Below are 21,603 nucleotides of genomic sequence, written 5' to 3'. Positions count from 1 at the left end.
GTCGACGCTGCGACTCGCGCCGGGTGGCGAAGTGACGCTGAAGCCACCAGCGAACATGCTGCGAGCGTGGCCGGGCCGATACCCAGCGCAACACCGCCGAGGAGCGTGAAGACGATCCACAGCGCGTTGAGCTTGATCGCCCAGACGACTTCGTCCGCGGCGTCGTACAGCTTGATCGACCAGCCTGGGCTGCTCATCGAGAGCTTTCAGCCGGCCGGCGGTCGGGGATGTGGCGGCAGTGTTTCACGGGTGTCCCTGCCTTGTTTCGGGCGAAAAGTGATGTGACCGTATGGTTGAATCGTCTCAATGTCAAGGTCTCGGAAAGCGTTTGTCAGAGACTGGTCACGAAGACCTGGGGGACTGCCCGAAGTCGCGTCTAGAGCCGGGAAACCCGCAGGTTCGCGTACTCGCCGATCAGCGGCGCCATCTGGCGGAAGCCGAGCTTCCCGCCGGCCAGTGGCTGGTCGTCGTACCACTCGAAGCTCGTTACATCGTTGACCGCGAAGGAGATGCGGCCCTGGTCGACGGTGAGCCTGAGTTTGTAAGGACCTTGGGCGTCCAGGACCGACGGGAGCGGGTCCGGTCCCTGCGCGACGAGGTGGAAGCCGTAGCTCTTGCGCAGGTTGCAGGTGTGGAACGCGCGCTCGGCCGGCCAGCGACGCCGGAAGTACGAGACGTGATAGGTGTCCAGGTCGCCGTGGTGGTACTGCTCGTACGGACCGGTCCGCGGCGCCAGGTCGAACAGGTCCTCGCCGGCGCGACCATTGGCGTGGAAGAACAGGATGCACAGGCCGGGCTCGCGGATCGGCCAGAAGTCCCACTCCACGCTGATGTCGGGCGGGAAGTCCTCCGGGCACCACAGCACCACGTTCGCGTCCTGCCCGTCCTCGGGCGGCCGCACGCTCTCCAGCCGCATCCGGCCGAGCGGGAACGAGACGGCACCGTCCCCTTCGAGGCGGAAGCTCTCTACGTCTTTGGGTGCGGCCAGCGGGTTCTCGTAGATGAGCTCAGCGGCGCTTGAAGTCACTGGACTCCCTGACGATCAGATCCGGTTGGAAGATCACCTGCCGATGGCGATGCTGCTCGGCCGCCTCGACCTCCTCCTGCAGCAACTCCATCGCCGACCGCCCGAGCAGCTCGGCCGGCTGCCTAACGGACGACAGCGGTACGGCGGCCGCGCGGGCGAAGTCGATGTCGTCGTACCCGACGATCGCCATGTCGCGCGGGACGCGCAGTCCCGCAACGGACATCGCCTGCAGGAAACCCAGCGCCAGCAGGTCGTTCGCCAGGAAGGCCGCGGTCGGGCGGGAGCGCGGCGGCAGCGCCGCGATCTGCTCACCGATCGCGCGGCCCTCGACGACGCCCATCACGTCGACCTCGAAGCGTTGCAGGTCACGGCCGCCGGCTTGCTCGACCACCGTGGTGATACCGGCCATCCGGTCCGCCACCTGCTGCATGCTGAACGGCCCACCGATAAAGGCGATCCGGCGATGCCCGGACTCGATCAGGTGACTGCCCGCCAGCCGCCCGCCCAGCTGGTCGTCGACGGACACCGAGCAGAGGCCGCGATCCGCCGTACGGTCGACGAGGACGACCGGCGTCCCACGATCGACCAACGCGGTCAGCCGGGGATCGTTGCTGTCGAAGGGCGTGATCAGAATGCCGAGCACGCGTTGCTGCTCGAGCTGATCGAGGTGATGCCCTTCGCGCACGGGGTCGGTCTTGCTGTTGCACACCATCACCACGGTGTCGTGCTCGTACGCCAGCGCCTCGGCGCCTTCGGCGAGATCGGTGAAGAACGGGTTCGCCACGTCGAGCACCACCAGCCCGACCGTCCGGCTCTTGCCTGCCCGCAGGTGTCTGGCCGCCTCGTTCCGCACGAACCCGAGCGCCCGAATACTGTCCTGCACCCGCTGCCGGGTCGCCGGCGCCACGATCCACGGCCGGTTCAGCACGTTGCTCACCGTGCCCACCGAAACCCCCGCGCGGTGCGCGACCTCTTTGATGCTGGGCGTCGCCATCGTCCCTCGAAACCGGTCACACTCCGTCAAGAACCCTCAGTCTATCCGGGGTGAATTGAATCGTCTAAATCGGCATCAGGACGCCGCTTCGCGGCGGCTGGCTTGTTAGCCGCCTTCGGCGGCGGGCGAACTGGTGTCGCGCGGACCGCGCTCGGCGTGTGCGCTGGCCGGCAGGTGGATCGGTCACCGCTGCGCGGCGGCTGTTCTTCCGGCCGCCTTCGGCGGGCGCCTATTGATGCCACCGGCAACCCGTTCGGCGGATCCCACGTCCGCCGGGCAGAGCCGTCGCCGCTTCGCGGCGGCTGTCTTGTTAGCCGCCTTCGGCGGCGGGCGCACTGGTGTCGCGGACCGCGGGCGGCGTGTGCGCTGCGCGCCACGTGGATCGGTCACCGCTTCCCGGTGGTCGTGGTCCCCCGGGGTCGGGAGTCGTGGGGTGACGCATGCGGCAGTGGCCGTGAACACGAAATATCCTGTTCAAGGCCGCCGTCGGGTGTGCAAGCCCCGGCGTCTGGCGGGTTTCGGCGGGCGGATTCGAGCGGGCTTGCCCGGCGTGCGCCGTACGATCGGCCCAACGCCGGCGGGGTACGTCAGCCGGTGGCGCGCCAGCATGCGGCCGGGAGGCCGGTTGGGGGTGCCGCCGGAGGTGGCCGACAGAACAGCCGCCACGTAGCGGTGTCCGTTTTGTGCGGCGGGCGGTGGATCCGCCGGTTGCGTGGGTTGTGTTCACGGTGTGCGCGCCCGCGGAAGGTGGCCGAAGGACAGCCGCCGCGGAGCGGCGTGCGTTCTGTGTGGTGGGTGGTGGGGGCCGCCGGTTGGGTGGGTTGTGTTCACGGTGTGCCGGAAGGGCTGCTGCCGCGGAGTGGTGTCCTTTGGGGTGGGGTTCTTGTGGGCTCTCGACGGGGATGTGACTGGTGGGTAACATCTGGGTATGAGTCAGGTGTTGGGGTTGTGGGAGCGGTTGCGGGGGGTGCCTGGCGGGGATCGGGTGTTCTCGTTGGGGTTCACCTGGAAGGCGCCGTACTTTCGGTCGATTCGGCCGCGGTTTGTGCAGGTCAGTCCTAACTACGCGGCGTTGAGGTTGCCTAAGCGGCGGGCTGTGCAGAACCACATCGGGACTGTGCATGCGATTGCCGTGTGCAACGGGTTGGAGGCGGCGATGGGGGCGTTGGCGGAGGCGACTGTTCCGAGAGGGAAGCGGTGGTTGCCGAAGGGGATGGAGGTTGCCTACCTGGCCAAGTCCACGTCCAGCCTCACCTGCTCGGCCGAGACCGATCCGCAGGACTGGAGCGCTGGGCCGGATGTGCCGGTCCGGGTGAAGGCGACGCGGGACGACGGCACTGTCGTGGTCGAGGGGACCATTCACCTCTGGGTGACCGACCGGAAGTAGCCCGCCTGAGCGAGCAGTCGGATGGCGGTATTGGTGTCGCTCGGGTGGGCGGTAGGACATAGGGTCGGCGGCGTGAGTGACGCGTTGCGGTTTGTGGACATCGCCGAGGACCAGTTGGACGCGGTGTTGCGGGTGCGGGCGCGGTCGTTCGGGGTGATGGCGGCCGGTGATCGGGAGCAGTGGCTCAAGGACGCGCGGGTGTTCATCGGGGACGGCCGGTACGTCGGTGTGGCCGACGGCGACGAGGTCGTCGCGGCGGCGCGGTTCTGGGACTTCGAGCAGTGGTGGAGCGGTCGGCGTGTGCCGGTGGCCGGTGTCGCGGGAGTTGTCGTGTCACCGGAGTACCGCGGTCGTGGTGTTGGCAGCAAGCTGATGCGCGGACTGCTGCAGCGGGCGGCCGACAAGGGGTTCCCGCTGACGGCGCTCTACCCAGCGACCACAGTCATCTACCGGCACCTCGGGTACGAGTTCGGTGGCGGGCGCTACCGGTTCTCCTTCCCGGCGGCTGACCTGCGCGAGCTGGGCGGCAAAGAGGTTGCAGTACGGCGTGCTGGGCCGCGGGACGCGGAGCGCTTCCTGGAGTTGGTGAGGCAGTCGCATGAGCGGCGCCGTACCAGCGGTCCCCTCGTGTGGCCGCTCAATGAGGTGACCGAGTGGCTTGCGGACGAGGACAACTTCGCGTACCTCGCTGAGGACGGGTTCGTCGTCTACAACTGGTCCGGCTCCGACCTGTGCGTGGACGAGCTCGTGGCCGGCTCCGAGGCGACCGCCCGGGCGCTGTGGGCGACTGTCGGCTCCGGCTCCTCGATTGCCCGGACGGTGCAGGCCTACATCTCGCCGAACGACCCTGTGCACCTCTTGGTCGAGCATGAGGCGGAGAAGGAGGTGCAGCACCAGCGCTGGATGCTGCGGCTCCTCGACGCGCCCGCTGCGATCGCTGCGCGTGGCTACGCGCCCGGTGTGGCTCTCGAAGTCGACGTGCGGGTCGAGGATCCTGACGTACCTGCCAACAGCGGGGACTGGCACCTGTCCGTTGCTGACGGTGCCGGTGAGCTCGCGTCGACCCAGGCGTCCGGTGACGTGCTGCAGCTCGGCCCGCGCGGGCTGGCTGCTCTGTACGCCGGTACGCCGCTTGCCACACTGCGCGGAGCTGGTCTCGCGAGAGGTGGAGCCACGACTGCGGATGCGGCGCTCGACGCGGCCTTCGCAAGCGCCACGCCGTACATGCTCGACTACTTCTGATCGCGCTGCGGTTAGGGTTGTCGAACAAACGTTCGGAGGTGGTCCATGCGGGTGCTCGGCGTCGACCCGGGGTTGACTCGGTGCGGCCTCGGCATCGTCGAAGGCTCACCTGGTAAGCCGCCGGCGCTGGTCGCCGTCGGGGTGATCCGGACGCCGGCCGACCTGGACGTGGCCAAGCGGCTGGTCCGGATCGAGGCCGAACTGGAGGAGTGGATCTCCGAGCACCGGCCGGACTCGGTCGCGGTCGAGCGGGTGTTCGCGCAGCACAACGTGCGGACGGTGATGGGTACGGCGCAGGCGTCCGGCGTCGCCATGGTCGTGGCGGCGCGGCGTGGTCTGCCGGTTGCGTTGCACACGCCGAGTGAGGTGAAGGCGGCGGTCACCGGCTCCGGCCGGGCGGGCAAGGAGCAGGTCACCACGATGGTGACGCGGATCCTCAAGCTGGCCGAGCGCCCGACCCCTGCGGACGCGGCGGACGCGCTCGCGCTGGCGATCTGCCAGGTCTGGCGGGGCGGTACGGCGGCCCGACTGCAGGAGGCGGCCGGAAGCCGGTCGAATCTCGAAGCGCTCGCCCAGGCACAATCCCGCCTGCAGGTAGCCCGACTGCGCGCAGCCGTGGCTGCCCAGGAGAGCAAGAGATGAGTGCCCCCGCCCCAACCATGTGGCCGGAGGCCGGAATCCGGGTGGAACCCGGCACTCCTCCGACAACCCGGCCGGAGGATGTCCGGCCGGGCGCCGGGATGATGTGTGAGTTTGTAGTTGATCGAGGAGGTTCGCGGTGATCGCGTTTGTGCGGGGGTCGGTGGCGGCGATCGGGGTGGACAGCGCCGTGATCGAGGTTGGGGGAGTGGGACTGCAGGTGTTCTGCCATCCGGGCACGCTGGCCGGGCTGCGGCCGGGGCAGGAGGCGCGGGTGTCCACCTCGATGGTCGTGCGCGAGGACTCGCTGACGCTGTACGGGTTCGCCGACGACGACGAGAAGAGCCTGTTCGAGCTGTTGCAGACGGCGTCCGGTGTCGGACCGAAGCTGGCGCAGGCGGCGCTCGCCGTACTGAGTCCTGATCAGTTGCGGCAGGCCGTCGCGACCGAGGACCTCAACATGCTGGTGAAGGTGCCGGGCATCGGGAAGAAGGGTGCCCAGCGGATCGTGCTGGAGTTGAAGGACAAGATCGGTGCGCCGAGCAGGACGGTGACCGGCCGGCCGTTGCAGACCACGGAAGCGTGGCGTGAGCAGGTGCATGCGGGTCTCGTCGGCCTCGGCTGGTCTGCCCGCGACGCAGACGACGCGGTCACCGCGGTCTCACCGCTCGCCGCCGACAGCCCGAACCCGTCCGTACCCGACCTGCTCCGCGCCGCGCTGCGCGTGCTTTCCAAGGCATAGGTAAGGCATAGGTATGGAAGACAACGTCCGGCCGCTGGTCTCAGCGGACGCAGTGGATCTCGAAGAACGCAAGATCGAGTCCGCGCTCCGCCCGCGCACCCTGGCCGAGTTCGGCGGCCAACGCCGCGTGAGCGAGCAGCTCGAGCTGGTGCTGCACGCCGCCCGCGGCCGAAACCGCGCTCCTGACCACGTCCTGCTGTCCGGTCCGCCCGGCCTGGGCAAGACGACGCTGGCGATGATCATCGCCAGCGAGCTGTCCGCGCCGCTGCGAGTGACCAGCGGCCCAGCGATCCAGCACGCCGGCGACCTGGCTGCCATCTTGTCCGGGCTCAGCGAGGGCGAGGTGCTGTTCCTCGACGAGATCCACCGGATGTCCCGTCCGGCCGAGGAACTGCTCTACATGGCGATGGAGGACTTCCGGGTCGACGTGATCGTCGGCAAGGGGCCGGGGGCGACCGCGATCCCGTTGGAGATCCCGCCGTTCACGCTGGTCGGCGCGACCACCCGGGCCGGGTTGCTGCCGGGTCCGCTGCGGGACCGGTTCGGCTTCACCGGGCACCTGGAGTTCTACGAGGCCGCCGAGCTGGAGAAGATCGTGAACCGGTCGGCCGCGCTGCTCGAGGTCGACATCACCCCCGAGGGCGCGGCCGAGATCGCGTCCAGGTCCCGCGGTACGCCGCGGATCGCGAACCGGCTGCTACGCCGCGTGCGCGACTACGCCGAGGTGCGCGCCGACGGCATCATCACACTGGCGCTGGCCAAGGCGGCGCTGGAGCTGTACGAGGTGGACAAGATGGGCCTGGACCGCCTGGACCGGTCCGTCCTGGACGCGTTGTGCCGACGCTTCGGCGGCGGTCCGGTGGGCCTGTCGACGCTGGCGGTCGCAGTCGGTGAGGAACGCGAGACCGTCGAAGAAGTGGCCGAACCGTTCCTGGTTCGCTCCGGCTACCTGGCCCGTACGCCGCGCGGCCGCGTCGCAACACCCGCCGCCTGGCGGCACATCGGCCTCAAGGTCCCCAAGGGCGCCACCTTCGCCGACACCCTTTTCGACACCGACGAGGACTGACTCGGCACGCTCCGGTGCGGCTTTTGACATCGAGGGGATGCGGGGGAGACTGGACTGGAGTCCTGGTGCTGAGTAACACAAACGTGACCACGTGTCATGACGTAGTTGTTGCTGCTCAGGGTTAGACTCCCCGATGGCCTGTCCTCAGGTCGATCCGCCGCGACCTGCATGCTTGCGCAGAGAGCGTGCCGGACGCCCCGTACTCCCGATGACGAAGGATTCTGAGTCCCGATGCAACTGATCGCCGTACCAATGGCCTCTTCCGGGGGCGGCTCCGGCTTCACGCTGCTGCTGCCGCTGATCCTGATCGTCGGGATGATCTGGTTCATGAGCCGCACGCAGCGCAAGCAGCGCCAGCGGCAGGCCGACACCGTCGCTGCCCTCACTCCGGGCACCAAGGTGATCACCACCAGCGGGCTGGTCGGCATCGTCGAGGAGGTCGACGACGAGTACGTGACGCTGGAGATCTCCGAAGGCGTCCTGGTGCAGGTCGTCAAGCCGGCGATCGGCCGGGTCATCCCGGACGAGGACGCCGCCGCGGCCCCGGCCGAGGTTCCGGCCGACGACAAGGCCGACGCTGCGGACGAAGCCGCCGACGAGGCTGTCGAGGAGCCCGCGAAGGACCCGGTCGACGTTCCGGACGCGGGCCGTGACAAGGCCGGCGAGAAGGCCGACGGCAAGGTGCAGGACGCGCCGAAGCTGCCGCCGACGCACACCGAGAACTGACGTAGACCTGTTCTGACGGCCTGCGGCGCGCCGACCGGCGTCCACCAGACGATTCGGCGCGCCCAGAAGCACAAAGGTTGAATCTGACGTGGCAACGACGACGACATCCCGGCCCGGGCGGCTACTGATCGTCCTGGGGGTCATCGTGGTCCTGCTGTTCGGGATCATGGGGCTGACCAAGACCTGGAAGCCCAAGCTCGGTCTGGACCTGCGCGGTGGCACCACCATCACGCTGACCGCGAAGTCCCTGGCCGGCGGCGGGTCGGTGACCGCCGACCAGCTGAACGAGGCGAAGAACATCATCTCCCAGCGGGTCAACGGAGCGGGTGTCGCCGAAGCCGACATCACCACCTCCGGGCGGGACCACATCAACGTCGCCGTACCCGGCGCGAACCAGGACAGCCTGGTGAAGCAGGTCGGCCAGACCGCGTTGCTGTACTTCCGGATCGTGTACGACGCCCAGGCCGCGGCTCCGGTCGCGACCCCGTCGCCGACGCCGACCGGGACACCGACGACCAAGCCCAGTACGACGCCGAAGCCGAGCACCACGGTCAAGCCCAGTACGACGGTCAAGCCCAGTACGACGGTCAAGCCGAGCGCCACGCCGAACGGCCGGGCCTGGAGCAGCGTCCTGGGTCAGGCCGACCCGACGCCCACCCCGACGCCGAAGCCCAGCACCCCGGCGCCGAGCACGCCGGCCGCGAGCACCCCCGCCGCGACGCCGAGCACCCCGGCTGCCTCGACCGACCCGCTGCAGTACGTTCCGGACGCGGCCACGCAGACGGCCTTCGCGGCGTACAAGTGCGGTGCCGAAGGCCAGACCGACGACCCGAACAAGCCGCTGTTCGCCTGCGACCGCGAGGGCACGTTCAAGTACCTGCTCGGCCCGGCGATCCTGAAGGGCACCGACCTGTCGGACGCCAGCGCGGGCATCCCGCAGGGCGGCTTCCAGTGGCAGGTGAACCTGAAGTTCACCGGCGAGGGCGGCGACAAGTTCCTCAAGGCGACGCAGAACATCTCGGCCCGCGGCCAGGGCCAGAACCTGTTCGCGATCGTGCTGGACAGCGAGGTCATCTCCACGCCGAGCGTCGAGAACCCGATCCCGGGTGGTCAGGCGCAGATCACCGGCACCTTCAGCGAGGCCGAGGCGCGCGACCTGGCGAACGTGCTGAAGTACGGCGCGCTGCCGGTCTCGTTCGACATCTCCTCGGTCGAGACGGTGTCGCCGCAGCTCGGTGGCGACCAGCTGTCCGCGGGCATCTGGGCCGGTATCGCCGGCCTCGGCCTGGTCGTGCTGTTCTCCTTCCTCTACTACCGCGGCCTCGGGATCGTCGTGGTGCTCTCGCTGGCCGCGGCCGCCGTACTGACCTACGCATCGGTCGTGCTGCTGGGCAAGGCGATCGGGTTCACGCTGACGCTGGCCGGTATCGCGGGTCTGATCGTGGCCATCGGTATTACCGCGGACTCGTTCGTCATCTACTTCGAACGACTACGTGACGAAGTCCGCGAGGGCCGCAGCCTGCGGTCGTCGGTGGAGACGGGCTGGGCCCGGGCCAAGCACACGATCATCGCGGCCGACTCGATCTCGCTGCTCGCCGCGGTGGTGCTGTACATCCTGGCGATCGGCAGCGTCCGCGGCTTCGCGTTCACGCTCGGCCTGACCACGCTGATCGACCTGCTCATCGTGTTCGTCTTCACCAAGCCGGTCGTCACGCTGCTGGCCCGGACCGACTTCTTCGGTCACGGTCACAAGCTTTCCGGCCTGGATCCGGAGCATCTCGGCGTGGAGCGGTTGCCCGGCCAGACGAAGCCGTCGGCGCGGCCGGCCAAGCGGCCGTCGACGCCGAAGCCGGTGGGAGGGAAGGTCTGATGTCGAAGCTCGGACAGCTCGGCGCCAAGCTGCACCGCGGTGAGGTCTCCTACGACTTCATCGGCAAGCGGAAGCTCTGGTTCGGCGTCTCCCTGGTGCTGGTCGCGATCTCGCTGATCGGCCTGTTCACCCGCGGCCTCGCCCTCGGTATCGAGTTCAAGGGCGGCGTCGAGTACCAGACCAACGTCAAGGTCACCGACAACACGGTCCAGGACTTCACCGACGCGGTGAAGGCGACCAACGCCAAGGATCTCGGCGACCCGGTCGTCACCACCGTCGGCACCGACAAGGTGCGGGTGCAGACCAAGCCGCTGGCGCAGGACGACATCACCAAGGTCCGGTCGGCGATCGCCCAGGAGGCCGGGGTCACCGACGACCAGGTGACGTCGCAGCAGATCGGCGCCTCCTGGGGCCAGCAGATCGCGAACAAGGCGATCATCGCGCTGATCGTGTTCATCGGCCTGGTGTTCCTGGTGATCTGGGCCTACTTCCGAGAACCCAAGGCCTCGATGGCCGCGATCATCGCGTTGCTGCACGACGTGCTGATCACGGTCGGCGTGTACGCGCTGATCGGGTTCGACGTCACGCCGGCCACGGTGATCGGCGTCCTGACGATCCTCGGGTACTCGCTCTACGACACCGTCGTGGTGTTCGACAAGGTGCGTGAGAACACCCGCGGGATCACCGGCTCCAACCGGTACACCTACTCCGACGCGACCAACCTGGCCGTCAACCAGACCGTCGTACGGTCGATCAACACCACGCTGATCGCGCTGCTGCCGGTCGGGTCGATCCTCGTGGTCGGCACCGTCGTGCTGGGGACCGGGCCGCTGAAGGACCTCTCGCTGGCGCTGTTCGTCGGTATCGCCGTCGGCGCGTACTCCTCGGTGTTCATCGCGCCGGCGCTGCTCGCGGCGTTCAAGGAGCGCGAGCCGGGCATGCAGGCGCTGAACCGCCGGGTGACCGCGAAGCGGGCCTCGTCGGCCGCGACGCCGGCTCCGGCTGCCGCCGGCGCGCCCGTTGCGGTGGGAGCCGGCGGCGGTGGGACTGCCAAGCCGGCGCGGCCGCAGGACAAGCCTTCCGGTACGGCGCCGGTGCCGTCGGCCCGCCCGATGAAGGCGTCCGGGCACAACCGGCCGCAGCCGACGCGCAAGCCGCGATCGAAGCGCGGTAAGTGATGCGGTCGCTCGAGCAGGTGCTGAAGGACGGGATCCGGGACATCCCGGACTACCCGCAGCCGGGGGTGGTGTTCAAGGACATCACCCCGCTGCTGGCCGACCACAGCGGCTTCGCCCAGGTGGTCGAGGCGCTGGCGGCGTCCGGCAAGGACGACGACGGGAACCCGATCGTCGACAAGGTGGTCGGGATCGAGGCGCGCGGGTTCATCCTCGCCGCCCCGGTCGCGCTCGCCCTCGGCGCCGGGTTCGTGCCGGTCCGCAAGAAGGGGAAGTTGCCGGCCGCGACGTACGAGGAGTCGTACGCCCTGGAGTACGGCGAGGCGACCATCGAGGTCCACCAGGACGCCTTCCGGCCCGGTGACCGGGTGCTCGTCATCGACGACGTCCTGGCCACGGGCGGGACGGTCGAGGCCTGCCTGCGGCTGATCCGCCGCTGCGAGGCCGAGGTGACCGGTACGACGGTCCTGCTGGAACTCTCCTTCCTGCCCGGACGCGAGCGGCTCGCCGGTGAGCAGCTCAGCGCGCTCGTCACGGTCTGACCCGAATTCGGGCAAACTCTCCGCCACGACACACTCACCCGGCGTGTTGTCCACAGGGCGTTTCAACGAGCCTGGGGCGTTCCCCCTAGACTGGTGGTCTGTCGGCGGAGGGACACAAACGTGGGCGAAGACCCGGCGATGACGTCAGCGGTACCGAACGTAGTACCGCAGGAGCCCCCGCGCGCCCCGGTGCGGCCGGCTCCGTCACCGCCGCCTGTCGCCCAGCCGCCCCGGATCGCTCCCGCCCGGGTCCGTGCCCGGCTGGCCCGCCTGGGCGGCACCCGGCACCCGAACCGGGCGCCGATGCTCGAGCCGCTGTTCCGGGTCGTCCGGGCCACCCACCCGAAGGCCGACCTCGGCATGATCGAGCGCGCCTACCGGACCGCGGAGAAGTACCACACCGGCCAGCTCCGCAAGAGCGGTGACGCCTACATCACGCACCCGCTGGCGGTCGCCACCATCCTGGCCGAGCTCGGTATGACCGCGCCGACCCTGTGCGCGGCTCTGCTCCACGACACCGTCGAGGACACGCCGTACACGGTCGACGAGCTGACCCGCGACTTCGGCGAAGAGATCGCCATGCTGGTCGACGGCGTCACCAAGCTGGACAAGGTCAAGTACGGCGAGTCCGCGCAGGCCGAGACGATCCGCAAGATGGTCGTCGCGATGGCCAAGGACATCCGGGTGCTGGTGATCAAGCTCGCCGACCGGCTGCACAACATGCGCACCCTCGGCTTCCTGCGGCAGGAGAAGCAGGAGCGGATCGCCCGCGAGACGCTGGAGATCTACGCCCCGCTGGCGCACCGGCTCGGTATGAACACGATCAAGTGGGAGCTCGAGGACCTGTCCTTCTCGACCCTGCACCCGAAGGTGTACGACGAGATCGTCCGGCTGGTCGCCGAGCGCGCGCCGTCGCGCGACGAGTACCTCGCCTCGGTGATCGACCAGGTGCACGAGGACCTGCGCGCGGCCAAGGTGAAGGCGACCGTCACCGGCCGGCCGAAGCACTACTACTCGATCTACCAGAAGATGATCGTCCGCGGCCGCGAGTTCGGCGACATCTACGACCTGGTCGGCATCCGGGTCCTGGTCGAGTCGGTCCGGGACTGCTACGCCGCCCTCGGCATCCTGCACGCGCGGTGGAACCCGGTCCCCGGCCGGTTCAAGGACTACATCGCGATGCCGAAGTTCAACATGTACCAGTCGCTGCACACCACCGTGATCGGCCCGCAGGGCAAGCCGGTGGAGCTGCAGATCCGGTCCTTCTCGATGCACCGCCGCGCGGAGTACGGCATCGCGGCGCACTGGAAGTACAAGGAAGACCCGACCACCGCCGCTCCGGAGGCCGCCGGTCCGCCCACCACCGAGATCGGTGGGCCGAACGAGATGCCCTGGGTCCGGCAGCTGGTCGACTGGCAGCGCGAGACCTCCGACCCGTCGGAGTTCCTCGACTCGCTGCGGTTCGAGATCAACAACTCCGAGGTGTACGTCTTCACCCCACGCGGTGACGTGATGTCGCTGCCGGCCGGGTCGTCACCGGTCGACTTCGCCTACGCGATCCACACCGAGGTCGGGCACCGCTGTATCGGCGCCCGGGTGAACGGCCGGCTGGTCCCGCTGGAGAGCACCCTCGAGAACGGTGACGTCGTCGAGGTGTTCACCTCGAAGGCGCAGGGTGCGGGACCATCGCGCGACTGGCTCTCGTTCGTGAAGAGCCCGCGGGCGCGGAACAAGATCAAGCACTGGTTCTCCAAGGAGCGCCGCGACGAGGCGATCGAGCACGGCAAGGACGCGATCGCCAAGCAGCTCCGCAAGGAGGGCCTGCCGCTGCAGCGCCTGCTGTCGCACGAGACCCTGACCGCGGTCGCCAACTCGCTGCGCTACCCGGACGTGACCGGTCTGTATGCCGCCGTCGGCGAGAGCCACGTGAGCGCGCAAGCCGTCGTACGGCGCCTGATCGAGACGTACGGCGGTGAGGAAGGCGCGGCCGAGGACCTGGCCGAGGGCCTGCGGCTGCCGGCGACGAAGGAGCGGCGCAAGCGCGCGGCGCGCGGCGACGCCGGTGTCATCGTCAAGGGTGCGACGGACGTGCTGTCGAAGCTGGCCCGGTGCTGCACGCCGGTGCCGGGTGACGAGATCATCGGCTGGATCACGCGCGGCGCCGGTGTCTCCGTGCACCGGGCCGACTGTGCGAACGTCGAGAACCTGCAGACCCAGCCGGAGCGGATCGTCGAGGTCGAGTGGGCCCCGACGGCGCAGTCGGTGTTCCTGGTGGCGATCCAGGTCGAGGCTCTGGATCGGGCGCGGCTGTTGTCGGATATCACGCGGGTGCTGTCCGACTACCACGTGAACATCCTGTCGGCTGCGTTGACCACGACCCGCGACCGGATCGCCAAGTCCCGCTTCACCTTCGAGATGGGCGACCCGACGCACCTCGGTCACGTGCTGAAGGCGGTCCGCTCGGTCGAGGGCGTCTTCGACGTCTACCGCGTCACACAGTAGGTGCCGTGGGCAACTGGTTCGGCGGCTCGCCGTCGGGCCCAGGGTTGAAGCTGTTCAAGGGCGGCTCGGCCATCTTCCTCGACGTCCGCGTGCGAGCTTGCGCAGACGCCGTTCGCGCGGGGGGGGGGGGCGTTGCTGTTGTGCAACTCGCCCGCCCGTGCGACTGACTGCTACCCGAGGCTCTTACGGCGCACGCGCAGGGTGTAGGCAAGTCCTTGCCGTTCACCGTCGGCGCCGAAGCGGACCGACGTACTCACGCCACCAGTGGTCGCGACGTCCCAGCCGAGTTGCTCACGAGCCTGCCGCGCAAAGGCCTTCAGGTCCTTGATCTCGCACCCACACTCCAGTGTCGTGTCCACGAACACGTACGACGCTCCCGGATTCCGCTCGTCCGCGCTCAGTTGCCAGCTGATGCGGTGCTCGTGGTCCTCCAGCCCGGTGCGCACCGGGTCGTGCTGGATGCCGAGCGCCTTCTCGTAGTCGTCGATGTCGTCGATGAGGAACAGGTCGCTGCGGTACTTCCCCGGCCAGACGGCGTACAACCGGCTCTCACCCGCCCGCACCCGCGCCTCGACACCATCCGACGGCGGCGACTGCACGGCGCCGTCGGCGGCGACCTCTAGGTAGCACATGGTCGGCAGGTCGTACGGGAAGTCAGGTGAGTGACTGGCGTAGCGCACGGCGTCCAGCCTATTCACCACCGCCGCGGCAACCGCGGATGCTGACACAGGAATCCACCCACGGCGAGCTCCAACGCCGGATACGACCCCCACAGATCCGTCCGCCGAACAGAAATCACGTGCCATCCAAGCGCCTCGAGCTCCCCCCGCCGCCCCTCATCCCGCACCTCAGCCCGCCGCCCGGAATGCCACTGATCGCTGTCGTACTCAAGCCCAAGCCGCCGCCCATCGACGGGGCGGTCCGGGTAGCCGAGATCAAGGCTGTAGACGCGCGTGGGTCCGTCGACCCGGACTTGCAACTCAGGCCGCCCGAAGCCCGCGTCGATCAAGCGCAACCGAAGCCAGGACTCAGCAGGAGACGCAGCCCGCCGATCTGCGTACCGGAGGATTTGGGCTGCCTGGGAAGTGCTGTCCTCGGCGAAGTAGGCGGCGGAGGCGGTCTTGAGGTCGTCGATGGTGACTGTGCCGTTGTGCAGGAGCGCGTCGACGGCGGAGAGCGCGAAGGGACGGTTCAGGTACCTAGCGAGCTCAATGGCTGTTGCGGCCGGGGTGAGCACGTTCAGACCCAGGACCTCGACCGTTGGACGTGGCTGGAAGGTCCACTGCGGCTTGATCGTGGGTTCCGGGCCCAACGCCGTCGTCTCGATGCCGTGCAGCCACGCGGCCGCCTGACCACAGACGACGGCCTCCGGCGGCACGACGAGACGGAGCGCGTCGGCCCGCAACTCGGGGGAGTCGGGCACCCGGACGTCGACGTACACGCCCTTCATCACCTGGCGGATCTCGCCGCGGGCCAGCAGCCAGGCGAGTTTGCGGGGGACTTGCCGACTGGTGAAGGGCAGGCCGGCGAAGTAATACGGCAGGTCGTACTGAAACATCCCAGCAGGATGACCGAAGTGGGGCTAGTCCTGCTGGGCGTTGTCCACAGGGCCTGGGGTCAGCTGAAGTCGGAGAGGGCGTTTTGGGCTTGGGTCAGCCATTCGCGGCGGGCGGCTATGGCTTCGCGGGCTTCGGTGGCTTTGCGGGTGTTGCCTTGGGCCTCGAATTTGGCTGCTTGCTTCTCCAGGTCGGCGATCAGGGACTGGAGTTGCTTGACGGTGGCTTCGGCGCGGGCGCGGGCTTCGGGGTTGCTGCGGTTCCAGACCTCGTCCTCGGCGGCCTTGACGGCCTGCTCGACGGCGCGCAGCCGGGAGTCGATCGCTCGCATCGAGTCGCGCGGGACCTTGCCGATCTGGTCCCAGCGGTCGAGCAGTTCGCGCAGCTGCTCACGGGCCGCCTTGGCGTCGTCGACCGGCAGGATCGCCTCGATCTCGACCAGCAGGGCTTCCTTGGCCCGCAGGTTCTCCACCTGCTCGGCGTTCTCCTCGGCCTGTACGGCGTCCCGCGCGCCGAAGAACGTGTCCTGGGCGGCCCGGAAGCGCGCCCACAGCTTGTCGTCGACCTCGCGCGGCGCCGGGCCGGCGGCCTTCCACTGCCGCATCAGGTCGCGGAAGCGCCCGGACGTCGGGCCCCAGTCGGTGGACGACGCGAGCGTCTCCGCCTCGGCGGCCAGCCGCTCCTTCACCACCGCGGCTTCCTCGCGCTTGGAGGACAGCTCGGCGAAGTGCTGCTTGCGGTGCCGGGTGTACGTCGTACGCGCCGAGGAGAACCGGTGCCACAGCTCGTCGTCGCTGGACTTGTCCAGCCGCGGCAGCGCCTTCCACTCCTCCAGCAGCTCGCGCAGCCGGGTGACGCCGTGCCGCCAGTCGGTGCCGGCGGCGATGGTCTCGGCCTCGGTGGCGATCTTGGTCTTGGCGGAGCGTGCCTCCTCGACCTTGGCGGCGCGCTCGGCCTTGCGCTTCTCGCGCTGCTGGGCGACCAGCGGCGTGAGCGCCTCGAGCCGGGCGCGGAGTCCGTCGAGGTCACCGACCGCCTGGGCCTCCTCGAGCGTGCCCGCCACCTTCTTCACCGCGGCGCGGGCGTCGTCGGGTGACACGGTGCCCGCCTGGACGCGCTTCTCCAGCAGGTCCACCTCGAACGCCAAGGCGTCGTACCGGCGGGTGTAGAAGGCGAGGGCCTCCTCCGGGTTCGCGTCCGGCCACTGGCCGACCGCCCGCTCACCGTCCTTGGTCCGTACGAAGACCGTTCCGTCCTCGGCTACCCGGCCCCAGCTCTCTCCGGCCACAACTCGCCCCTTCCGGCGGTATGCAGTGCGCTCGTGCCCATTCTGGTCAGTCCCTGGTCCAACCGCGCGAACAGGGCCTGCCTGGGCGCGTCGAGCCGCTGTCTCGACGCTTATCCCTGAACAATCACAAACTCCACGCTGTGACGCAACGGGGTTGAGTCACAATCCGGTTCGTTCTCCGCGCGCCGGCACCGGTAGCCTTGGGTGGTCCCGAACCGTTCCAGGAAGGTCAGTCGTGCTCATCGCCGGGTTCCCCGCGGGGTCGTGGGGTACGAACTGCTACGTCGTCGCCACCGGCCAGGGCGCGGAATGCCTCGTCATCGACCCGGGTCAGGACGCGACCGCCGGGGTCGAGCAGGTGGTCCGGGAGAACAAGCTGAAGCCGGTCGCCGTCCTCCTCACGCACGGTCACGTCGACCACATGTTTTCCGTACTCCCGGTCTGCGGGACGTACGACGCGACCGCCTGGATCCACCCGGACGACCGGCACCTGCTGAGCGACCCGCTGGCCGGGATCAGCCCGGAGTCGGCCCGGATGCTGCTCGGCGGCAAGCACGAGTTCGCCGAGCCGGACGACGTCGCCGAGCTCAAGGACGGTCTCGGCCTCGAGCTGGCCGGCCTGAACTTCGCCGTCGACCACACCCCTGGCCACACCAAGGGTTCGGTCACGTTCACCACGCCGTACGACGGGCCGGAAGACGTGCCCGCGGTTCTGTTCTCCGGTGACGTGTTGTTCGCCGGGTCGATCGGCCGGACGGATCTGCCTGGGGGCGACCATCCGGCGATGCTGCATACGTTGGCCACCAAGATCCTGCCGATGAGCGACGACATCGTCGTCCTGCCGGGTCATGGTGGCCAGACCACGATCGGCCGGGAAAAGGCGACCAACCCCTACTTGCAGGACCTGGAGATACCCGAATCATGAGCAAGGTGACCCCGCTGAGTGGGTTCCCCGAATTCCTTCCGCAGGACCGGATCGTCGAGCAGAAGTTCCTCGACGTGATCCGGGAGACGTTCGAGCTGCACGGCTTCGCGTCGATCGAGACCCGCGCGGTCGAGCCGGTCGAGCGGCTGTCCAACCAGGGCGAGGACGCCGACAAGGAGATCTACGGCGTACGGCGGTTGGCCGCCGACAGCGACGAGGACGCGGCGCTCGGCCTGCACTTCGACCTGACCGTGCCGTTCGCCCGCTACGTGCTGGAGCACAGCGGCAAGCTGGTGTTCCCGTTCCGCCGCTACCAGATCCAGAAGGTGTGGCGGGGTGAGCGCCCGCAGGAGGGCCGCTACCGCGAGTTCACCCAGGCCGACATCGACATCGTCGACAGCGGCGAGCTGCCGTTCCACTACGAGGTGGAGCTGCCGCTGGTGATCGCGGACGCGTTCCGGAAGCTGCCGATCCCGGCGTTCCGGATCCAGGTGAACACCCGGCAGATCCCGGAGGGCTTCTACCGCGGCCTCGGCATCGACGACATCACCGGGGTGCTGCGGATCGTCGACAAGCTGGACAAGATCGGCCCGGACAAGGTGACCGACCTGCTGACCGGCGGCCCGGGCCTGTCGCCGGAGACGGCCAAGCAGGTGCTGCGGCTGGCCGAGATCGCCACCACGGACGCGTCGTTCGCGGACCAGGTGCGGGCGCTCGGGGTCCAGCACGAGATCCTCGACGAGGGCCTCGAGCGGCTGACTCAGATCATGACGGCCGCCAACGAGCACGCTCCCGGACTGCTGCTGGCCGACCTCAAGATCGCGCGCGGCCTGGACTACTACACCGGCACCGTCTACGAGACGCAGCTGATCGGCGACGAGGGCTACGGGTCGATCTGCTCCGGCGGCCGGTACGACTCGCTCGCCTCCGACGGCAAGACGACGTACCCGGGGGTGGGGATCTCGATCGGTGTGTCCCGGCTCGTGCACCGGCTGCTCGGCAAGGGTCTGGTGCAGGGGTCCCGTCGTACGCCGACGGCCGTGCTGGTCGCGTTGAACGCCGAGGAGGATCGGGCCGAGGCCATGCGGACGGCGGCGCAGCTGCGCGGCCGGGGGATTCCGGTGGAGGTGGCGCCGGCGGCGGCGAAGTTCGGGAAGCAGATCCGGTTCGCGGACCGGCGCGGCATCCCGTTCGTGTGGTTCAGCACCGAGAACGGCCCCGAGGTGAAGGACATCCGCAGCGGCGAGCAGGTCGCCGCGGATCCCGCCTCCTGGACGCCGCCCGCCACAGACCTGCTACCCCGTATCGACACACCTCAGGAGAACCAGTGATCCGTACCCATTCCGCAGGCTCGTTGCGCGCCGAGCACACCGGGCAGACCGTCACCCTGGCCGGCTGGGTGGCGCGGCGGCGTGATCACGGCGGCGTGGCGTTCATCGACCTGCGCGACTCCAGCGGCACCGTCCAGGTGGTCATCCGGGACGAGGAGGTCGCGCACCCGCTGCGGGCCGAGTTCTGCCTGAAGATCACCGGCGAGGTGAGCGCGCGGCCGGAGGGCAACGCGAACCCGAACCTGCCGACCGGCGAGATCGAGGTGATCGCCTCCGACGTGGAGGTGCTGAACTCGGCCGACCCGCTGCCGTTCCCGGTCGAGGAGCACCACGCGACTCCGGTGAACGAGGAGGTCCGGCTGAAGTACCGCTACCTCGACCTGCGCCGGCAGGGCCCGGGGTCGGCGCTGCGGCTGCGCAGCCAGGTGAACAAGGCGGCTCGCGACGTACTGGCGCAGCATGACTTCGTCGAGATCGAGACGCCGACGCTGACCAAGTCGACGCCGGAAGGCGCGCGGGACTTCCTGGTCCCGGCCCGGCTGCAGCCGGGCTCGTGGTACGCGCTGCCGCAGTCGCCGCAGCTGTTCAAGCAGCTGCTGATGGTGGCCGGGATGGAGCGGTACTACCAGATCGCCCGCTGCTACCGCGACGAGGACTTCCGCGCCGACCGGCAGCCGGAGTTCACCCAGCTCGACATCGAGATGAGCTTCGTCGACCAGGACGACGTGATTGCGTTGTCAGAGGAGATCCTGGCGGCGCTCTGGAAGCTCGTCGGGTACGACGTCCAGACGCCGATCCCGCGGATGACGTACGCCGAGGCGATGGCGCGGTTCGGCAGCGACAAGCCGGACCTGCGGATGGGCCTCGAGCTGGTCGAGTGCACCGAGTACTTCAAGGACACGCCGTTCCGCGTGTTCCAGGCGCCGTACGTCGGCGCCGTCGTGATGCCCGGTGGCGCGGACCAGCCGCGCAAGCAGCTGGACGCGTGGCAGGACTGGGCGAAGCAGCGCGGCGCCCGCGGGCTGGCGTACGTGCTGGTCGGCCAGGACGGCGAGCTCGGCGGACCGGTCGCGAAGAACCTGTCCGAGGAGGAGCGCGCCGGGATCGCGGATCACGTCGGCGCGAAGCCGGGCGACTGCATCTTCTTCGCCGCCGGCCCGGTGAAGTCGTCGCGGGCGCTGCTCGGCGCGGCCCGGCTGGAGATCGGCCGCCGTGGCGGGCTGATCGACGAGTCGGCCTGGTCGTTCGTGTGGGTTGTCGACGCGCCGCTGTTCGAGCCGGCCGACGAGGCGACCGCCGCGGGTGACGTCGCGGTCGGCTCCGGCGCGTGGACCGCGGTACACCACGCCTTCACGTCGCCGAAGCCGGACTCGCTGGACACGTTCGACACCGACCCGGGGTCGGCGCTGGCGTACGCGTACGACATCGTCTGCAACGGCAACGAGATCGGCGGCGGGTCGATCCGTATCCACCGCGAGGACGTGCAGAAGCGCGTGTTCGCGGTGATGGGCCTGTCGGAGGAGGAGGCGAGCGAGAAGTTCGGCTTCCTGCTCGACGCGTTCAAGTTCGGCGCGCCGCCGCACGGCGGGATCGCGTTCGGCTGGGACCGGATCACCGCGCTGCTGGCCGGGACCGAGTCGATCCGCGACGTGATCGCGTTCCCGAAGTCCGGTGGCGGCTTCGACCCGCTGACGGCCGCGCCGGCGCCGATCACCGCGGCGCAGCGCAAGGAGGCCGGCGTCGACGCCAAGCCGGAGAAGAAGGGCGACGCCGCGCAGTAACCAAGCCGTTGTCCCCTTGAGCAACGGGCACTGGCGCTGGGAAGTGACGCCGACTTCAACTACGGCCCGGCCGGCCGGTACTTCGGCATCGACCTGCTCGGCAACCCGGATCTGGCGTTGTCGCTGCAGTGGAGTGCGCCGATCGCCCGGGTAGCCGATCGCCGCGTTGACCTCGCACGGCCGGCCGGACCCCGCGGTCCGGCCGGCCGTCAGAACGGTTGCCGGGGTCAGGCTTTCGGTTCAGACCGAGAGATCCGGCGCGGTCCGGCTGGTGGTGAGGTCCGCCAGGACCCGGTCGGCGTGCTCGCGGACGGCGACGAAGTCGGCCGGCTGGACGATGGCGGCCTGGGCGTCCTTCATCAGCAGGTTCACGTGCCCGATGACGAGGCGACGGCCGGCGTCGTCGGCGCAGAACTGGCCGGTGCTGTGCAGGACCCGGAGCTGTGCCCGGACGACTCGCGGTTCGGCTTTGCCGTACCGCCGTACCTGACCACACGCCAGGTCGAGGTAGTACTCGAGATCTCGCCCGGGTACGACGACCCGCAGCACGCCGGCGTCGTCGCGGAGGAACTGGCTGCCGAGGTCACGTCTGGCGGCCAGGGCCGCGAGGACGACGGACAGGTGCTCGATCGCCTGGATCGAGGTGTAGGGGTCGTTGATCGCGGCCGACAGCGCCTTGACCGCGATGTCGGCCAGCTGCCGGACCCCGAACGCGACGTCCTGCTCGGCGGTCCGCTCGAAGCCGATCCGGATGGACGCCCGCGGCGGCGAGGGTCTGTCGGACGACCTCGGCCCGGTCGGCTTTGTGGT

At 69.2% G+C, this 21,603-nt stretch carries 20 protein-coding genes; 13 read left to right on the top strand and 7 right to left on the bottom strand.

Annotation, left to right across the window (positions count from 1 at the left end; all coding sequences use genetic code 11):
• The 3 genes from ACWCOV_RS38970 to ACWCOV_RS38960 all read right to left on the bottom strand — a co-directional run.
• Positions 1 to 197 (bottom strand): DUF624 domain-containing protein (locus ACWCOV_RS38970; protein ID WP_449834411.1); only part of this gene is annotated, 197 nt, incomplete at its 3' end.
• Positions 198 to 376: 179 nt separating this feature from the next.
• Entirely contained in the window at positions 377 to 1,027 is a 651-nt protein-coding gene (locus tag ACWCOV_RS38965) for a DUF1961 family protein (protein ID WP_449834410.1), read from the bottom strand.
• The gene (locus tag ACWCOV_RS38960) at positions 1,008 to 2,021 is read right to left on the bottom strand and encodes a LacI family DNA-binding transcriptional regulator (RefSeq protein WP_449834409.1); all 1,014 of its coding nucleotides are present in this window, start codon (positions 2,019 to 2,021) and stop codon (positions 1,008 to 1,010) included. Before ACWCOV_RS38960 ends, ACWCOV_RS38965 begins: the two co-directional genes overlap by 20 nt.
• 928 nt (positions 2,022 to 2,949) lie before the next feature.
• Between ACWCOV_RS38960 and ACWCOV_RS38955 the strand changes: the two genes are divergently transcribed.
• From ACWCOV_RS38955 to ACWCOV_RS38910, 10 genes are all read left to right on the top strand, one after another.
• Positions 2,950 to 3,408 carry a hotdog fold domain-containing protein gene (locus ACWCOV_RS38955; RefSeq protein WP_449834408.1) on the top strand — a complete coding sequence of 153 codons (459 nt, stop codon included), beginning with the start codon at positions 2,950 to 2,952 and terminating at the stop codon, positions 3,406 to 3,408.
• A gap of 72 nt (positions 3,409 to 3,480) precedes the next feature.
• On the top strand, positions 3,481 to 4,650 hold the full coding sequence (locus ACWCOV_RS38950) for a GNAT family N-acetyltransferase (protein WP_449834407.1): 1,170 nt from the start codon (positions 3,481 to 3,483) through the stop codon (positions 4,648 to 4,650).
• A gap of 45 nt (positions 4,651 to 4,695) precedes the next feature.
• The gene (gene ruvC, locus ACWCOV_RS38945) at positions 4,696 to 5,292 is read left to right on the top strand and encodes a crossover junction endodeoxyribonuclease RuvC (RefSeq protein ID WP_449834406.1); all 597 of its coding nucleotides are present in this window, start codon (positions 4,696 to 4,698) and stop codon (positions 5,290 to 5,292) included.
• Between the two features lie 136 nt (positions 5,293 to 5,428).
• On the top strand, positions 5,429 to 6,031 hold the full coding sequence (gene ruvA / locus ACWCOV_RS38940) for a Holliday junction branch migration protein RuvA (protein WP_449834405.1): 603 nt from the start codon (positions 5,429 to 5,431) through the stop codon (positions 6,029 to 6,031).
• A gap of 13 nt (positions 6,032 to 6,044) precedes the next feature.
• Positions 6,045 to 7,097 (top strand): Holliday junction branch migration DNA helicase RuvB, encoded by a 1,053-nt coding sequence (gene ruvB, locus ACWCOV_RS38935; RefSeq protein ID WP_449834404.1) that lies wholly within the window; start codon positions 6,045 to 6,047, stop codon positions 7,095 to 7,097.
• Positions 7,098 to 7,328: 231 nt separating this feature from the next.
• Positions 7,329 to 7,823 carry a preprotein translocase subunit YajC gene (yajC, locus tag ACWCOV_RS38930; RefSeq protein WP_449834403.1) on the top strand — a complete coding sequence of 165 codons (495 nt, stop codon included), beginning with the start codon at positions 7,329 to 7,331 and terminating at the stop codon, positions 7,821 to 7,823.
• A gap of 88 nt (positions 7,824 to 7,911) precedes the next feature.
• The gene (gene secD, locus ACWCOV_RS38925) at positions 7,912 to 9,693 is read left to right on the top strand and encodes a protein translocase subunit SecD (RefSeq protein WP_449834402.1); all 1,782 of its coding nucleotides are present in this window, start codon (positions 7,912 to 7,914) and stop codon (positions 9,691 to 9,693) included.
• Positions 9,693 to 10,871, top strand: coding sequence for a protein translocase subunit SecF (gene secF, locus ACWCOV_RS38920; RefSeq protein ID WP_449834401.1), 1,179 nt, complete (start codon positions 9,693 to 9,695; stop codon positions 10,869 to 10,871). Before secD ends, secF begins: the two co-directional genes overlap by 1 nt.
• Positions 10,871 to 11,410 carry an adenine phosphoribosyltransferase gene (locus ACWCOV_RS38915; RefSeq protein ID WP_449834400.1) on the top strand — a complete coding sequence of 180 codons (540 nt, stop codon included), beginning with the start codon at positions 10,871 to 10,873 and terminating at the stop codon, positions 11,408 to 11,410. Before secF ends, ACWCOV_RS38915 begins: the two co-directional genes overlap by 1 nt.
• A 138-nt stretch (positions 11,411 to 11,548) precedes the next feature.
• Positions 11,549 to 13,912 (top strand): RelA/SpoT family protein, encoded by a 2,364-nt coding sequence (locus tag ACWCOV_RS38910; RefSeq protein WP_449834399.1) that lies wholly within the window; start codon positions 11,549 to 11,551, stop codon positions 13,910 to 13,912.
• 170 nt (positions 13,913 to 14,082) lie between these two features.
• On the opposite strand, the gene ACWCOV_RS38905 is transcribed toward ACWCOV_RS38910, so the two are convergent.
• The 3 genes from ACWCOV_RS38905 to ACWCOV_RS38895 are packed head-to-tail and all read right to left on the bottom strand — an operon-like array spanning position 14,083 to position 16,756.
• Entirely contained in the window at positions 14,083 to 14,592 is a 510-nt protein-coding gene (locus ACWCOV_RS38905) for a hypothetical protein (protein ID WP_449834398.1), read from the bottom strand.
• Between the two features lie 14 nt (positions 14,593 to 14,606).
• A complete protein-coding gene (locus tag ACWCOV_RS38900; protein ID WP_449834397.1) occupies positions 14,607 to 15,470 on the bottom strand; it encodes a hypothetical protein in 864 nt (287 codons plus the stop codon).
• A gap of 59 nt (positions 15,471 to 15,529) precedes the next feature.
• Positions 15,530 to 16,756 carry a DUF349 domain-containing protein gene (locus ACWCOV_RS38895; RefSeq protein WP_449834396.1) on the bottom strand — a complete coding sequence of 409 codons (1,227 nt, stop codon included), beginning with the start codon at positions 16,754 to 16,756 and terminating at the stop codon, positions 15,530 to 15,532.
• A gap of 235 nt (positions 16,757 to 16,991) precedes the next feature.
• Here ACWCOV_RS38895 and ACWCOV_RS38890 point away from each other — a divergent pair, with 235 nt between their 5' ends.
• From ACWCOV_RS38890 to aspS, 3 genes are read left to right on the top strand one after another with little or no spacing between them, the layout of a single operon-like run.
• Positions 16,992 to 17,681, top strand: coding sequence for an MBL fold metallo-hydrolase (locus ACWCOV_RS38890; RefSeq protein ID WP_449834395.1), 690 nt, complete (start codon positions 16,992 to 16,994; stop codon positions 17,679 to 17,681).
• Complete coding sequence (gene hisS, locus ACWCOV_RS38885) at positions 17,678 to 19,012, top strand: histidine--tRNA ligase (RefSeq protein ID WP_449834394.1); 1,335 nt, start codon at positions 17,678 to 17,680, stop codon at positions 19,010 to 19,012. The genes ACWCOV_RS38890 and hisS overlap by 4 nt, the downstream gene beginning before the upstream one ends.
• A complete protein-coding gene (gene aspS / locus ACWCOV_RS38880) occupies positions 19,009 to 20,793 on the top strand; it encodes an aspartate--tRNA ligase (RefSeq protein ID WP_449834393.1) in 1,785 nt (594 codons plus the stop codon). Before hisS ends, aspS begins: the two co-directional genes overlap by 4 nt.
• A 240-nt stretch (positions 20,794 to 21,033) precedes the next feature.
• Here aspS and ACWCOV_RS38875 read toward each other — a convergent pair.
• On the bottom strand, positions 21,034 to 21,603 hold a 570-nt coding region (locus tag ACWCOV_RS38875; RefSeq protein ID WP_449834392.1), incomplete at its 5' end, for a DUF2254 family protein.

Source organism: Kribbella sp. NPDC002412 (genome assembly GCF_053592935.1).
The sequence above is the reverse complement of the archived record's forward strand: the minus strand, read 5'-3'. Positions and strand labels throughout refer to the sequence as shown.

What these genes read in the sequence shown, in the direction of transcription:
- ACWCOV_RS38915 (WP_449834400.1), top strand. Translation starts at nt 10,871, where the DNA reads ATGCGGTCGCTCGAGCAGGTGCTGAAGGACGGGATCCGGGACATCCCG.
- ACWCOV_RS38910 (WP_449834399.1), top strand. Translation starts at nt 11,549, where the DNA reads ATGACGTCAGCGGTACCGAACGTAGTACCGCAGGAGCCCCCGCGCGCC.
- ruvC (WP_449834406.1), top strand. Translation starts at nt 4,696, where the DNA reads ATGCGGGTGCTCGGCGTCGACCCGGGGTTGACTCGGTGCGGCCTCGGC.
- secF (WP_449834401.1), top strand. Translation starts at nt 9,693, where the DNA reads ATGTCGAAGCTCGGACAGCTCGGCGCCAAGCTGCACCGCGGTGAGGTC.
- ACWCOV_RS38955 (WP_449834408.1), top strand. Translation starts at nt 2,950, where the DNA reads ATGAGTCAGGTGTTGGGGTTGTGGGAGCGGTTGCGGGGGGTGCCTGGC.
- hisS (WP_449834394.1), top strand. Translation starts at nt 17,678, where the DNA reads ATGAGCAAGGTGACCCCGCTGAGTGGGTTCCCCGAATTCCTTCCGCAG.
- ACWCOV_RS38960 (WP_449834409.1), bottom strand. Translation starts at nt 2,021, where the DNA reads ATGGCGACGCCCAGCATCAAAGAGGTCGCGCACCGCGCGGGGGTTTCG.
- ruvB (WP_449834404.1), top strand. Translation starts at nt 6,045, where the DNA reads ATGGAAGACAACGTCCGGCCGCTGGTCTCAGCGGACGCAGTGGATCTC.
- yajC (WP_449834403.1), top strand. Translation starts at nt 7,329, where the DNA reads ATGCAACTGATCGCCGTACCAATGGCCTCTTCCGGGGGCGGCTCCGGC.
- ACWCOV_RS38900 (WP_449834397.1), bottom strand. Translation starts at nt 15,470, where the DNA reads ATGTTTCAGTACGACCTGCCGTATTACTTCGCCGGCCTGCCCTTCACC.